The sequence below is a fragment of the Candidatus Hydrogenedentota bacterium genome (assembly GCA_019637335.1).
Taxonomy (GTDB): Bacteria; Hydrogenedentota; Hydrogenedentia; order Hydrogenedentales; family JAEUWI01; genus JAEUWI01.
Window position 1 is genome coordinate 98,923 of sequence record JAHBVV010000020.1, and the last position, 12,111, is coordinate 111,033.

Below are 12,111 nucleotides of genomic sequence, written 5' to 3' on the forward strand. Positions count from 1 at the left end.
GGCGGGCGGATCTGCTAGGATGCCGCGCATAACCCGCCCACAACCAGGGGCCGCGTATCCGCGGCCCCGCAATGGATTCCATGACAGCAGATACCCCCAGCCCCACCGATTGCGCGCTGGCGCCGGTTGCGCCGCGCGGCGCCTACGAGGTGCTGCTTGCAATCAGCGCAATCGCCTTCCTCGTCCTTGCCGGGGCCTTGATAGGTTACCGCGTGTATGGCGCGCAATTGACGGCCGGTCTCGATGCGGCGTGCGCCGAGGCTTCGTTTCAGGCGGGCCAGAAATTCGAAGCGCAGGGTAACCTGGCGCAGGCGGTATTGAAGTACCGGCAGGCGTTGGGGGGGCGATTCTCGAATGACGAGTCGCGCTTCATGTGCGGGCGGGCAATAGGCGACCTGTTGGTCCGGCAGGGCATGCATGAAGAGGCTACCGAGGCCTACGATGAACTTCCCCCGGAAGCCTTCCGCCTGTCCGGGCACTACACCGGATACGTGACCGCGCTGTGGCGCACGGGCGCGCTGGAACGCGCGCGGAAACTCGGGGAGATTTGGCTGGAGAAAGCGGACGCCGAGGCGGACAGTACGCAGCGCGTCTGGGCCCGCCACGTCCTGCACGGCGTCGCCCGGGAGGAGGGGGACGTCGACGCCGCGCTCCGGTATGGCCGGGACCTGTTGGCGATCGATCCCGGCCACTCGACGGCAAACACGGTCGCGCGCCTGCTGATCGATCGCGGCGAGTTCGACGCCGCGCGCGAAGTCGTCGAGACGATGCTTCGAAACACGGAGAGCCCGGGACTCCGGCGCGCGGGCGAGCGGGTATTGCAGCAGATTGCGGCCGCCGCCGCCGGAAAGTCGGACCCGTGACCCGGTCGCGCGCGCGTTGGCGGGATGCGACGGCCCGATGACACGCCGGATCGCCTTTTGCCACTTCACATCCGACACCTGCGGGGGGTCCGATCGCGCCCTTTTCGATTTGGTGGCGCACCTGGACCCTTCACGCTTCACGCCCTTCCTGCTGCTCAAGGCCGGCGACCCGATGGCGGCGGAATACCGCGCCCTGGGCGCGGAGGTGGCCGAGATCCCGTTTGTCTCCCCGAGGCGCGCGCTGGAATGGCGCAAGTTGACGGCGTTTTTCCTGTGGTTCTGGCCGCACACGCTGCGCGCCGCGCGCCAGTTCCGCCGCTGGAACGCCGATCTGGTACACGTGAACACGAGCACGAACCTGCAAGGGGCCGTGGCCGCCCGATTGGCGCGCAGGCCGTTGGTCTGGCACGTGCGCGAGCTTATCCCCGATTCACGATCCGGCGCCCTGATGCGCGCGATGGTCCCGATCCTCGCCACGCGCGCGGTGGCGATTTCGAGCGCGGTGGCGGCGAGCCTGGAGCGATGCGGCGCACGCCTGCGCACGGTCCCGGACGGCATCGACCTGGCTCGCTACCTGGAATCCGAGCGCACCGGCGCCGTTCGAGCGGAGTTTGGCGTTCCGGACGGCGCGCCGCTCGTGGTGACGGTGGGGCGCCTGGAGCCGTGGAAGGGGCAGGATGTGTTGATCGAGGCGGCGCCGGCCTTGTTTGCCGGCATGCCCGAAGCACATATCCTGATCGTGGGCGGGGCGGCGGTCAACAAGCCGGAATACGCGGTCGCGTTGCAAAATCGTTGCCGGGAACTGGGCCTCGAGGGCCGGGTGCGCTTCACCGGGGTGCGGCATGATATTCCGGCCATACTCGCGGACGCGGACGTCCTGGTGTTACCCTCGGTAACGCCCGAACCCTTCGGGCTGACCGTGATCGAGGCGATGGCGTCGGCGCGGCCCGTGGTGGCGACGGCGGCGGGCGGCCCGCTGGACACGGTGGTGGAAGGGGAGACCGGGCGGCTGGTGAGGCCCGGCGATCCCAATGCGCTGGCGGCGGCGGTGCTTTCCGTGCTGCGGGATCCGGCGGGCGCGGCGGACCTCGGCGAGGCCGGGCGGCGCCGCGCGGTGGCGCGCTATGGCATCGGGCGGCTGGTGGCGGATATGGCGGGTGTCTTTGAAGAATTGACCGCGCGCGGCGACCGGGATGCCGATCGCCGCGCGCGCGTTCGGGACGGCGTTTGAATCGGGGCCGCAAGGCCGCACAGGAACATGGAGAGCGACATGGCAAAGATTCTGGTTACCGGCGGCGCCGGGTTTATCGGCAGCCACATTGTGGACGCCTGTATCGAGGCGGGCCACGTGGTGTGTATCGTGGACGATTTCAGTTCCGGCGTGCACGAAAACGTGAACGCGGCCGCGACGGTTTACGACATGGACATCCGCTCCGGCGGGCTGGCGAGCGTGTTTGAAACGGAGCAACCGTCGATTGTGTTTCACCTCGCCGCGCAGATGGACGTGCGCCGGAGCGTGCAGGATCCCATCTTCGACGCGGGCGTGAATATCCTCGGCGGCTTGAACATGCTGGAATGCGCCGTGGCCCACGGTGTGAAGAAGGTCTTGTTCTCGTCCACCGGCGGCGCGATCTACGGCGTTCAGGATACGCTGCCCGCTTCCGAAGAGGCGATCCCGAAACCGGAGTGCCAGTACGCCGCGAGCAAGCTCGCCTTCGAGCACTATCTCGCGCTGTACGGCCGCCTCTATGGCCTCCGCTACACGATTCTTCGCTTCCCGAACGTCTACGGGCCGCGGCAGCGCGCCGATGGCGAGGCGGGCGTCTGCGCGATTCTCGCCGGACTCATGCTCGACGGCAAGAACCCCACCCTCTACGGGCACGGCATGCCGCTGCGCGACTACGTCTACGTGAAGGACATCGCCCGCGCCGGGCTGCTCGCGCTCGATATGGGCGACGGCGAGACGCTGAACCTCGGATCGGGCGAGGGAACCTCGGTCCGCGCGCTCTTCGATATTCTCAAGAAGGCCCTCGATTTCCGGGGCGAGCCGGTGCTGGCGGACCTGCGCCCGGGCGAAGTCCAGGAGAACTACATCACCGGCGACCGCGCGGCGAAGGTGCTGGGCTGGAAGCCCGAGGTGGGCCTGGAAGAAGGGCTCCGGGCGACCGCGGAATATATTCAGGATAATCGGGGGTAAAGGTATCCCAGACCGGCGCGAGTTTGTGGCCAGGTTCTGGTAGAATCGGAACAGGGAAAACAGGCTGGAGATCCGACAATGACGAGTTCCGAGACGACTGCGGAAGGGTTTGTGGCCATACTGAAGGCGTTGTCAAAAGCCGATCAAGATGCCGTATTGGCGCGAATCGCCTGCGACGAAGAGTTTGGTCAGGATCTGATCGACCTTGCCACGATTGAGGCCCGAAAGGACGAACCCGAGCGGCCATTCCGTGAGTATCTTGAACAAAAGCGGGGCCAATGAGGCGTGCCATATAGCGTCTCTATCAAGCGGTCCGCGGAAAAGGAAATTGACGATCTCCCCGTGGGCATCTTTGAACGGGTGGCGTCGGCTATCCTTGAGCTGGAGGCGGAACCCCGGCCACCTGGGTGCGTAAAGCTTCGGGGAATGGACAAATTCCGAATTCGCGTTGGGTCTTATCGAATTCTATACACGATTGATGATGAGAGGCTTTCAGTCCGGGTGGTGGCCGTGGGACATCGCGGCGATGTTTACCGCAAGTGACTTGACACAGCCTGGAACGGGCATTACTTCGGAGATAACCTGTGAATCGTCTCATGTTTATTGCGATTGGCGTACTATCTAGTCTTGGGACAGGATTCGCCCTGGCCGCCGAGCTTCCCCGCGTCTTCGTTTCCACCGACATCGGCGGGAGCGATCCGGACGATTTCCAGTCCATGGTACACTACCTGGTCTATGCGGACCGCTTTGAAACGGAGGGCCTGATAAGCTCGCCGCCGGACAAGGGGCGCGCGGCGCATTTGCTGGAGGCCATCGACGCCTATGCCGTGGACTACGAAAATCTCCGAACGTGGTCGGCGGATTACCCGGCGCCGGATGCGTTGCGCGCGGTGGTTCGCCAGGGCGCCATCGACCCCCAGGCGGGTGAGACGCCGGAAACACTGAGTGAAGGGGCGGCGCTTCTTATCGAGCGCGCCCGCATGGATGACCCGCGCCCGCTTTATGTGCTGGTGTGGGGCTCCATCACGGATGTGGCGCAGGCCGTGCACGCGGCGCCGGAAATCAAGAAATCGATCCGGGTCTACGCCATCGCGTCATGGAACACCAGCCAGGACCGCAAGGCGCGAGATTACCTCTTCAACCACCACCCCGACCTGTGGTGGATCGAAAGCGAAACGACCTTCCGCGGCATGTACATGGGCGGGAACCAGGCGGGCGAGTGGGGGAACGTGGCGTTTCCCGCGGAGCACGTGGCGGGGCACGGGGCCCTGGGCGCGCTGTTTATGGCGCAGAAGCGGGACATCAAGATGGGCGACACGCCGAGCGTGTTGTACCTGCTGCACGGCGATCCGGCGGACCCCGAGGGCGAGCACTGGGGCGGCGCCTACGTGCGGCCCATGCCGGATGAACGCCCCAACTACTGGCGCGACAACCCCGACCCGGCGCTGCAACACAAGGACAAGCCCGGCGCGGTGACGGTCAGCCGCTGGCGCGAGGACTTCCTGTCGGACTGGCGCGATCGGATGGATCGCGTACGGGCGAAGAAGGGCGCGGAGTAGAGCCTGGTTGCCAGCGGAGTTTGCAACGACGCCGTTCGGAGGTCATGATGATCGCCGGGAAAGTTACGCCGATTTTCGGGATGCCAAAAGGCACACAAGTATGGGATAATGACCTGTGTGAAGACCTTCAATTGGAACCACGCCAAGAACCAGCAGCTCGTTGAGACACGAGGGATTTCCTTCGAAGATATTCTCTTCTACATCCAGCAGGGACAAGTGCTGGACGATCTGGAACATCCCAACAGGAGCCGCTATCCCAACCAGCGAGTATTTGTTGTCGGCGTTGATGACGTGGCCTATCTTGTCCCCTATGTCGAAGATGACAGCGAAATTTTTTTGAAGACGATCATTCCCAGCAGGAAAGCGACCAGGAAATACTTTGGAGGTGGATCATGAAGAAAGTAAGGCTCGATACCGAGGAACAGCGCGTGCTCGAAGATTTTGAAGTGGACGCCTTTGGCTCCGTGTTGACACCCGAGCGGAGGCGGAATCTGGCGGAAGCCGCAAAAGCGACCTCAAGAAAGGACCGCCGCATCAATATCCGCATTTCTACCCGAGACCTTACGTCGTTGCAGCGGCGGGCGCTGGAGGAGGGCGTCCCCTACCAAACCCTGGTATCCAGTGTGCTGCACAAATACGTATCGGGCGGGCTGTACGACATTACAGCGAACAAAGCCGTTGGCAAGGACAAGTGAAGGGCGCCTTTTCTCTTCATATCTCGTCGCGAGCGACCATGCCATACCTGTTGCCTGCCATCCCCGTCGTGGCGCTCGGCTTGGCGTCCCGCCGTTACGGCAGCCACCTGCCTCCCTTCCTGGCCGAGTACGCCGGGGACACCCTGTGGGCGCTGCTGGTCTTTCTGGGTATCAGCGCCGCCGCGCCCGGCGCGCGGCTGCTCCACCGGAGCGGGGCGGCCCTCTTCGTCTCGTTTGCTGTAGAATTCAGCCAACTTTATCACGCGCCGTGGATTGACGCGCTTCGCGACACCACGTTGGGCGGGCTGGTGCTGGGCTTTGGCTTTCTGTGGAGCGATCTGGTCTGCTACACGGTGGGAATTGCGCTGGGCGCGCTGGCGGATCGGGCCGTATGTGAAATACGGGAACACTACGGCGAGTGAATTACACGGTCGAGATCCTGCGCCGTGCACAGAAGCAACGTTCCCAGATCGAGCGGATCGATCGTGAGCGTATCATTGAGGCCGTTGGTGGTCTGGCGGTCAATCCCCGTCCCGCCCCCGCGGTTTCCCCAGCACCGCCTCACTCCGGTTTTCCGGGCGTTTTGGCGTCTTGTCCGCGTAGAACGCGCGAATCCGCTCGAAATCCGCCGCCCTGTCCCCCGTGGGCGTCATAACAGGCCCCAGCCCGGCTTCCTTTTTCGCGTAGTCCGCGTACAGCAGCAGAATGGACGCTCCGGCGCGTTCCGCGATGTGGTAGAACCCGGTTCGCCAGTGATCGGTGTAGCGGCGCGTGCCCTCGGGTGCGAGGCCGAGGTAAAAGCGATCGTGCGCCGACAGTGCTTCCACCGCGCTGTCCACGAGGTGCTCGGTGCGCCGCCGCACCACGGGAATCGCGCCGGCCGCGCGCATGAACCAGCCCAGCGGTGGGCGGCACAAGGTGTGCTTGGCGAAGAAATTGCCCTTGATGCCGAAGGCGTTGGCCATCAGGTAGACCACCACAAAATCCCAGTTCGACGTGTGCGGCGCGAAGATGGCCACGATCTTCGGTTCCGGCGGCACGGCCCCGGCAAGGCGCCAGCCCGCCAGCCGCAACAAGGCCCGTGAGATCCACCGGAGCGGGCGATTGACCTGCCCGAAGTTGCGCGCGATGGGCCGGGGCGCGGTATTCATGCGCCGGGCGCCGCGGCGCCGTTCCAGCCGTGCAGCGCGACGGCGATCCCCAGAAACACCTTCGGATCCACCAGCCGGTCCCCCGCGCTCATCCGCTGGACCCATGCGTGTGCTTCCGCGACCGGCACGGCGTGCACGACGATGTCTTCGTCCGCCACACCGCCGCCCGCATGCACCCGGACCACATCCCGCGCGAGGTAATAGTGGACCCGCGCCGCCGTGATTCCGCCGGCACTCGGACCCACCATCAGAAACGCCAACGAATCCGCCGCGTACCCCGTCTCCTCCAGCAACTCGCGGCGCGCCGCGGTTTCCAGCGACTCCTCGCCCTCGTCCCCCGCCAGGCCCGCGACCAGTTCAATCGTCCGGCATCCCAGCGGCGGCCGGTACTGCTCCACGAAGAGCAATTCGCCCTCCGCCGTCACAGCGATCACCGAAACAATGCCGGAGCAGCCCTTGCGCTCCACGTATTCGTAGGTCTCGTGCTCCAGCAGCCGCACAAAGCGGCCTTCTCCCAATATCCGCATGGCCGGGTGGATCCCTTTCTGGTGCTGCGCAGTATACGGAGCGGGGCAAGGCGGATTACAGTTGACAGTTGACAGCGGAGACCACAGGGTGAAAGTGCCTCGATTCCCCGTCCACCCCGTCCACCCTGTCCACCCCGTCCACCCCGTCCACCCCGTCCACCCCGTCCACCCCGTCCACTCTGTCCACCCTGTCCACCCTGTCCACCCTGTCCACCCTGTCCACTCTGTCCACTCTGTCCACCCTGTCCACTCTGTCCACCCTGTCCACTCTGTCCACCCTGTCCACTCTGTCCACTCTGTCCACTCTGTCCAACATCCAACTGTCAACTGTCAACTGTCAACTGTTTGCACGGTCCATCCGGCGCATACTACAATGCGCGCCGTCATTCGACGGCCCCTTTCCCCCTTCCCTACGACCCTTCCAGTGAGGATTTCATGGCAGAGCAGTTCATCTTCACCATGTACGGCCTGAACAAGTACTACGGCCAGAAGCAGGTGCTCAAGGACATCAACCTGAGCTTCTACCCCGGCGCCAAGATCGGCATCGTGGGCGAGAACGGCGCCGGTAAATCGACCGTACTGAAGATCATGGCCGGGCTGGACGACGACTTCCACGGCAAGGCGGAGTTGACCCGCGGCTTCACGCGCGGCCTCGTGCCACAGGAGCCGGTGCTCGATCCCGATCAGACCGTGCGCCAGGCGCTGGAGGCCTCCTTCGGCAACATCATGGCCATGCTCAAGGAATTCGAGGACCTCGGCATGAAAATGGCCAAGCCCATGTCCGACGAGGAAATGGAAGCCTGCATGGAGAAGATGGGGACCCTGCAGGACAAGCTCGACGCGGCGGACGCCTGGAACCTGGAGCAGGTGCTGAACCAGGCCAGCGAGGCGCTGTGCCTGCCGGACGACGACCGGAAGGTCGGCGTGCTCAGCGGCGGCGAAAAGCGGCGCGTGGCCCTCTGCAAGGCGCTGCTGGAAAAGCCCGACCTGCTCCTGCTGGACGAGCCCACCAACCACCTCGACGCGGAGACCGTGGACTGGCTGGAAACGCAGCTCGCCGAATACCACGGCACGGTGATCATCGTCACGCACGACCGCTACTTCCTCGACAACGTGACTAAATGGATCCTGGAGCTCGACCACGGCCAGGGCGTTCCGTGGCAGGGCAACTACTCCGAGTGGCTCGCGCAGAAGCTGGAGAAGATGGCCGCGCAGGAAAAGAAGAACTCCGCCCGCGCGCAGGCCCTCGAGCGCGAGTTGAAGTGGATCAAGATGGGCAGCGCCGCGCGCCATGAACTCAGCCGCGCGCGCCTCGCGGAATACGAGCAACTGCTCGCGAAGGAATCCGCCGAGCAAAACGCCGACAGCGCCACCATCCAGATCGCGCCCGGCCCGGAGCTCGGCCAGCAGGTCATCGAGTTCAAGGGCGTCGCCAAGGCCTTCAGCGACGGCGTGCTCTACCAGGACCTGAACTTCATCGTGCCCCGATCCGCCATCGTCGGCCTCGTCGGCCCGAACGGCGCCGGCAAGACCACGCTCTTCCGCATGATCCTCGGCCAGGAGCAGCCCGACGCCGGCGACGTGCTCGTCGGGCCGTCCGTCAGCCTGTCCTACGTCGACCAGGAGCGCAGCTCGATCGCGGGCGACGTTAGCCTGATCGAGGAGGTCGCCGGCGGCGCCGATTTCGTCAAGCTCGGCAAGCTCGAAGTGCCCGTGCGCCAGTACCTGGCGCGCTTCGGCTTCAAGGGCGCGGACCAGCAGAAAATGGCCAGCCAGCTCTCCGGCGGCGAGCGCAACCGCTGCAACCTCGCCAAGCTCCTCAAGGAAGGCGGCAACGTGCTCCTGCTCGACGAGCCCACCAACGACCTCGACGTGAACACGCTCCGCCTCCTCGAAGAGGCCCTGCTCAACTTCGGCGGCTGCGCCCTGGTCATCAGCCACGACCGCTTCTTCCTCGACCGCGTCTGCACGCACCTGCTGGTCTTCGAGGGAGAGGGCAATGTTCGCTGGTTTGAAGGCAACTACCAGGAATACGAGGCCTGGCGCGTCCAGGAAATGGGCAACAAGCTCTTCGAAAACCGCCGCGCGCGCTACCGGAAGCTGCGGAAGTAGCGGTTAGACTCGGAGTCGTTCGGAGCGGTGAAATTTCGGTCGGCTGAAGCAGCAATGCGGAGCAATAGCAGCAAGCGGTCCGGCAAATTACGAGGAAGCACGGCAAAGGATCGCGGACATTCTTGTCTGCGGCAACGGAAGCGCAAGGTCCCAACGACCGCGCGAAGTCTGTACTGATTGCCGAGCGTCTTCCACGAAGCGCCTCCCGAATTCCACAGTGGTGCGAGAACCCCGTCGAGGCCATGGAAATTCGTGGTCTCGTTGCCGCAGGTCGGTACTCGCTTCTGTTAGAATGGTGTGGCATACACACAGGAGATCCGGAAATGACTAACGCTGAAACAACGGCGGAGGGCTTCCTGGCCGTGTTGAAAGCATTGCCAAAATCGGAGCGAGACGACGTCATCCTACGAATTGCGCGAGACAAGGAAATCGGACGCGACCTCGTGGACCTTGCGATAGTGGCTGAGCGCGAGGATGAGCCGAGCCGTCGCTTTGGGGAGTATGCTGGCCAGCCCTTCGTGCTACCCTTGGCGAAATGGGAGCAGGTCCTCGAAGAGCTTGAGGACCTCGACGATATTCGAGCATACGATGCCGCAAAGTCGGAGTCCGGTGAGTCCGTCCCGTTCGATCAAGCCGTATGCGAGATAAGGGACCGGTACGGCGAGTGAATTCCCGTCCGCCGGGTTGCATGAAGCTTTCGGGGAGACCCGCTTGGCGAATTCGAGTAGGCTCCTACCGCGTGATTTGCGAGATCCACGATGGGCGGCTTCTGGTCCTCGTCGTGACTATTGATGACCGCAGGGAAGTCTACCGATAGTGAGACTTTTATTCCTGTTTATCATCGCCCCCGGGGGAGTGGTATTTCGGATGACGAATGCATGTTAGAACAACCGGCATTATTACCAATGATTGAAGCGCTTCAGCGAATGGTTCCTCCTCTAAGGACGCACACAAATGCGTTTCGTTCACTCATGCCCGATGACATCTTAAGGGCGCTTGACGACCAAGGCATTGACTATCGGTTTGTTCGACTGGGCGAAGTTGACTGGGAAATCGAATCATCCAGGCTTTCCGACGAAGATATTTATCCCTTACTGAACCTGAGCGATGCGGGCCACGAAGGCGAGATTTGGATTTGTACGGATGATTGCTCGTCGCGCCAGCTTCCACCGTTCAAATGTGATTCGAGTGAGCTCGCGGAATTCATTCGAAGTTACGATCTGGGAATGTTCTTTGACGGCGATGTCGTAATGCTGTGCTCAGAAAGCCGTACCCTTACGATCTATCATCATTCCGGGGGCTACGCTCACGTCAAGTTTCCACATGAAGTGTGATTACTTGTCAACCCCTCTCGCCGCAGCCTTCGGAGATAGAGAAAGCTAAATGCAAAAAGCCCGGCGCGCTTTCCCGCACCGGGCTTCGTCATTTCTAATATAGCCACCGACTAATAGCGGTAGTGCTCCGGCTTATACGGCCCTTCGACCGGAATGCCGAGGTATTTGGCCTGGGCGCTGGTGAGGGTGTCGAGCTTGACGCCGAGCTTTTCGAGGTGGAGCCGGGCGACTTCTTCGTCGAGGACCTTCGGCAGCGTGTAAACCTGGCCGATTTCGAATTCGTTCGGGCGCGAGTAGAGCGCGATCTGCGCGAGGGTCTGGTTCGCGAAGGAGTTCGACATGACGAAGGAAGGGTGGCCCGTCGCGCAGCCGAGGTTCACGAGGCGGCCCTTGGCCAGCATGATGATGGACTTGCCGTCGGGGAAGGTGAACTTGTCGACCTGCGGCTTGATCTCCAGTTCCTGGACGCCCGGCTCGCGCTCGAGCGCGGCGATCTGAATTTCGGAGTCGAAGTGCCCGATGTTGCAGACGATCGCGTTGTGTTTCATCGCCTTCATGTGATCCAGCGTGATCACGTCGCAACAGCCCGTCGTGGTGACGAAAATGTCGCCGCGTTTCGCCGCTTCGCTCATGGGCAGTACCTGGTACCCTTCCATGGCCGCCTGCAACGCGCAAATTGGATCAATCTCAGTTACGACCACGCGGGCGCCGAGGCCCTTCATCGCGTCCGCGCAGCCCTTGCCGACATCGCCATACCCGGCAACGACGACGACCTTGCCCGCGATCATCACGTCGGTGGCGCGCTTGATGCCGTCCGCCAGGGACTCGCGGCAACCGTAGAGGTTGTCGAACTTCGACTTGGTGACCGAGTCGTTCACGTTCATCGCGCGGGTGCGGAGCTTGCCCTCTTTCATCATCTGGTAGAGCCGGTGCACGCCGGTGGTCGTTTCCTCGGAAACGCCGATCCAGTTTTCGACCGTGTTGTGCCAGCGGTTCGGGTCTTCGGCGTGGATCCGGTGCAGCAGCGAGTCCACAATCCGGATCTCGTCGTTGTCCGTGCAGATGTCGGGGAGCACGCCGTGCGCGTTGTAGTGCTCCTCAAAGTCGTAGCCCCGGTGGATGAGCAGCGTCGCGTCGCCGCCGTCGTCCACGATCATGGTCGGCGTGCGCCCGCCGGAGAAGAGCATGGCCTGGTACGTGCACCACCAGTACTCTTCCAGGGTCTCGCCCTTCCACGCGAACACGGGCACGCCCGTCTCGGCGATGGCGGCGGCGGCGTGGTCCTGGGTCGAGAAGATGTTGCAGCTCGCCCAGCGCACTTCGGCGCCGAGCGCGGTGAGGGTCTCGATGAGCACGGCCGTCTGGATGGTCATGTGGAGGGAGCCCATCACCACCGCGCCCTTCAGCGGCTTGTCCTTGGCGTAGCGCTCGCGGATGGCCATGAGGCCCGGCATTTCCACCTCGGCCAGATCGAGCTCCTTGCGGCCCCAGGCCGCCAGGCTCATATCAGCGACCTTGTAGGGCAGGGTTTCGTCGATCGCCGGGAAAATGTCAATTTCAGCAACAGCCATGAATAGTCTCTCCTTTGGTGAGTCAAGTGTCGTCGTTGGATAGTCGCGCGGGGCGCTCCCCAGGGATGTCTAAAGAGACCCGCCCGGCATGCAAGTGGATAC

17 protein-coding genes are annotated in these 12,111 nt (G+C 63.3%); 13 read left to right on the forward strand and 4 right to left on the reverse strand.

The genetic code is table 11. The features are described from left to right. The first annotated feature begins 80 nt into the window (after positions 1 to 80). From KF886_18885 to KF886_18925, 9 genes are all read left to right on the forward strand, one after another. Positions 81 to 863 carry a tetratricopeptide repeat protein gene (locus KF886_18885; protein MBX3179427.1) on the forward strand — a complete coding sequence of 261 codons (783 nt, stop codon included), beginning with the start codon at positions 81 to 83 and terminating at the stop codon, positions 861 to 863. Positions 864 to 900: 37 nt separating this feature from the next. Beyond that, positions 901 to 2,094 (forward strand): glycosyltransferase, encoded by a 1,194-nt coding sequence (locus KF886_18890; GenBank protein MBX3179428.1) that lies wholly within the window; start codon positions 901 to 903, stop codon positions 2,092 to 2,094. Positions 2,095 to 2,133: 39 nt separating this feature from the next. Further along, positions 2,134 to 3,060 carry an NAD-dependent epimerase/dehydratase family protein gene (locus KF886_18895; GenBank protein ID MBX3179429.1) on the forward strand — a complete coding sequence of 309 codons (927 nt, stop codon included), beginning with the start codon at positions 2,134 to 2,136 and terminating at the stop codon, positions 3,058 to 3,060. Between the two features lie 78 nt (positions 3,061 to 3,138). Further along, positions 3,139 to 3,342, forward strand: a complete 204-nt coding sequence (locus KF886_18900) for a hypothetical protein (protein MBX3179430.1) — start codon at positions 3,139 to 3,141, stop codon at positions 3,340 to 3,342. Positions 3,343 to 3,345: 3 nt separating this feature from the next. Next, on the forward strand, positions 3,346 to 3,603 hold the full coding sequence (locus KF886_18905; protein ID MBX3179431.1) for a type II toxin-antitoxin system RelE/ParE family toxin: 258 nt from the start codon (positions 3,346 to 3,348) through the stop codon (positions 3,601 to 3,603). Positions 3,604 to 3,656: 53 nt separating this feature from the next. Beyond that, positions 3,657 to 4,619: a DUF1593 domain-containing protein gene (locus KF886_18910; GenBank protein ID MBX3179432.1), complete on the forward strand. Its 963-nt coding sequence runs from the start codon at positions 3,657 to 3,659 to the stop codon at positions 4,617 to 4,619. 117 nt (positions 4,620 to 4,736) lie between these two features. Continuing rightward, the gene (locus KF886_18915; protein ID MBX3179433.1) at positions 4,737 to 5,015 is read left to right on the forward strand and encodes a BrnT family toxin; all 279 of its coding nucleotides are present in this window, start codon (positions 4,737 to 4,739) and stop codon (positions 5,013 to 5,015) included. Continuing rightward, positions 5,012 to 5,314 carry a hypothetical protein gene (locus KF886_18920; GenBank protein MBX3179434.1) on the forward strand — a complete coding sequence of 101 codons (303 nt, stop codon included), beginning with the start codon at positions 5,012 to 5,014 and terminating at the stop codon, positions 5,312 to 5,314. The genes KF886_18915 and KF886_18920 overlap by 4 nt, the downstream gene beginning before the upstream one ends. Before the next feature lie 38 nt (positions 5,315 to 5,352). Further along, on the forward strand, positions 5,353 to 5,736 hold the full coding sequence (locus KF886_18925; GenBank protein MBX3179435.1) for a DUF2809 domain-containing protein: 384 nt from the start codon (positions 5,353 to 5,355) through the stop codon (positions 5,734 to 5,736). Between the two features lie 99 nt (positions 5,737 to 5,835). Here the strand turns inward: KF886_18925 and KF886_18930 are convergent, their stop codons facing one another. From KF886_18930 to KF886_18940, 3 genes are read right to left on the reverse strand one after another with little or no spacing between them, the layout of a single operon-like run. After that, on the reverse strand, positions 5,836 to 6,465 hold the full coding sequence (locus KF886_18930) for a lysophospholipid acyltransferase family protein (GenBank protein MBX3179436.1): 630 nt from the start codon (positions 6,463 to 6,465) through the stop codon (positions 5,836 to 5,838). Continuing rightward, on the reverse strand, positions 6,462 to 6,992 hold the full coding sequence (locus KF886_18935; protein ID MBX3179437.1) for an NUDIX hydrolase: 531 nt from the start codon (positions 6,990 to 6,992) through the stop codon (positions 6,462 to 6,464). Before KF886_18935 ends, KF886_18930 begins: the two co-directional genes overlap by 4 nt. Positions 6,993 to 7,047: 55 nt before the next feature. Next, positions 7,048 to 7,326 carry a hypothetical protein gene (locus KF886_18940; GenBank protein MBX3179438.1) on the reverse strand — a complete coding sequence of 93 codons (279 nt, stop codon included), beginning with the start codon at positions 7,324 to 7,326 and terminating at the stop codon, positions 7,048 to 7,050. A 101-nt stretch (positions 7,327 to 7,427) separates the two neighbouring features. Between KF886_18940 and ettA the strand changes: the two genes are divergently transcribed. The 4 genes from ettA (at position 7,428) to KF886_18960 (ending at position 10,438) form a co-directional block, all read left to right on the forward strand. Next, entirely contained in the window at positions 7,428 to 9,104 is a 1,677-nt protein-coding gene (ettA, locus tag KF886_18945; protein ID MBX3179439.1) for an energy-dependent translational throttle protein EttA, read from the forward strand. A 323-nt stretch (positions 9,105 to 9,427) separates the two neighbouring features. Further along, a complete protein-coding gene (locus tag KF886_18950) occupies positions 9,428 to 9,772 on the forward strand; it encodes a hypothetical protein (GenBank protein MBX3179440.1) in 345 nt (114 codons plus the stop codon). After that, positions 9,742 to 9,921: a type II toxin-antitoxin system RelE/ParE family toxin gene (locus KF886_18955; GenBank protein MBX3179441.1), complete on the forward strand. Its 180-nt coding sequence runs from the start codon at positions 9,742 to 9,744 to the stop codon at positions 9,919 to 9,921. Before KF886_18950 ends, KF886_18955 begins: the two co-directional genes overlap by 31 nt. A gap of 61 nt (positions 9,922 to 9,982) precedes the next feature. Beyond that, entirely contained in the window at positions 9,983 to 10,438 is a 456-nt protein-coding gene (locus KF886_18960) for a hypothetical protein (protein MBX3179442.1), read from the forward strand. Between the two features lie 110 nt (positions 10,439 to 10,548). Here the strand turns inward: KF886_18960 and ahcY are convergent, their stop codons facing one another. Further along, positions 10,549 to 12,009: an adenosylhomocysteinase gene (gene ahcY, locus KF886_18965; protein ID MBX3179443.1), complete on the reverse strand. Its 1,461-nt coding sequence runs from the start codon at positions 12,007 to 12,009 to the stop codon at positions 10,549 to 10,551. Positions 12,010 to 12,111 lie beyond the last annotated feature (102 nt).

Coding starts and splice junctions, on each gene's coding strand:
- KF886_18885 (MBX3179427.1), top strand. CDS start 81: ATGACAGCAGATACCCCCAGCCCCACCGATTGCGCGCTGGCGCCGGTT.
- KF886_18890 (MBX3179428.1), top strand. CDS start 901: ATGACACGCCGGATCGCCTTTTGCCACTTCACATCCGACACCTGCGGG.
- KF886_18895 (MBX3179429.1), top strand. CDS start 2,134: ATGGCAAAGATTCTGGTTACCGGCGGCGCCGGGTTTATCGGCAGCCAC.
- KF886_18900 (MBX3179430.1), top strand. CDS start 3,139: ATGACGAGTTCCGAGACGACTGCGGAAGGGTTTGTGGCCATACTGAAG.
- KF886_18910 (MBX3179432.1), top strand. CDS start 3,657: ATGTTTATTGCGATTGGCGTACTATCTAGTCTTGGGACAGGATTCGCC.
- KF886_18920 (MBX3179434.1), top strand. CDS start 5,012: ATGAAGAAAGTAAGGCTCGATACCGAGGAACAGCGCGTGCTCGAAGAT.
- KF886_18925 (MBX3179435.1), top strand. CDS start 5,353: ATGCCATACCTGTTGCCTGCCATCCCCGTCGTGGCGCTCGGCTTGGCG.
- KF886_18930 (MBX3179436.1), bottom strand. CDS start 6,465: ATGAATACCGCGCCCCGGCCCATCGCGCGCAACTTCGGGCAGGTCAAT.
- KF886_18935 (MBX3179437.1), bottom strand. CDS start 6,992: ATGCGGATATTGGGAGAAGGCCGCTTTGTGCGGCTGCTGGAGCACGAG.
- ettA (MBX3179439.1), top strand. CDS start 7,428: ATGGCAGAGCAGTTCATCTTCACCATGTACGGCCTGAACAAGTACTAC.
- KF886_18950 (MBX3179440.1), top strand. CDS start 9,428: ATGACTAACGCTGAAACAACGGCGGAGGGCTTCCTGGCCGTGTTGAAA.
- KF886_18955 (MBX3179441.1), top strand. CDS start 9,742: ATGCGAGATAAGGGACCGGTACGGCGAGTGAATTCCCGTCCGCCGGGT.
- KF886_18960 (MBX3179442.1), top strand. CDS start 9,983: ATGTTAGAACAACCGGCATTATTACCAATGATTGAAGCGCTTCAGCGA.
- ahcY (MBX3179443.1), bottom strand. CDS start 12,009: ATGGCTGTTGCTGAAATTGACATTTTCCCGGCGATCGACGAAACCCTG.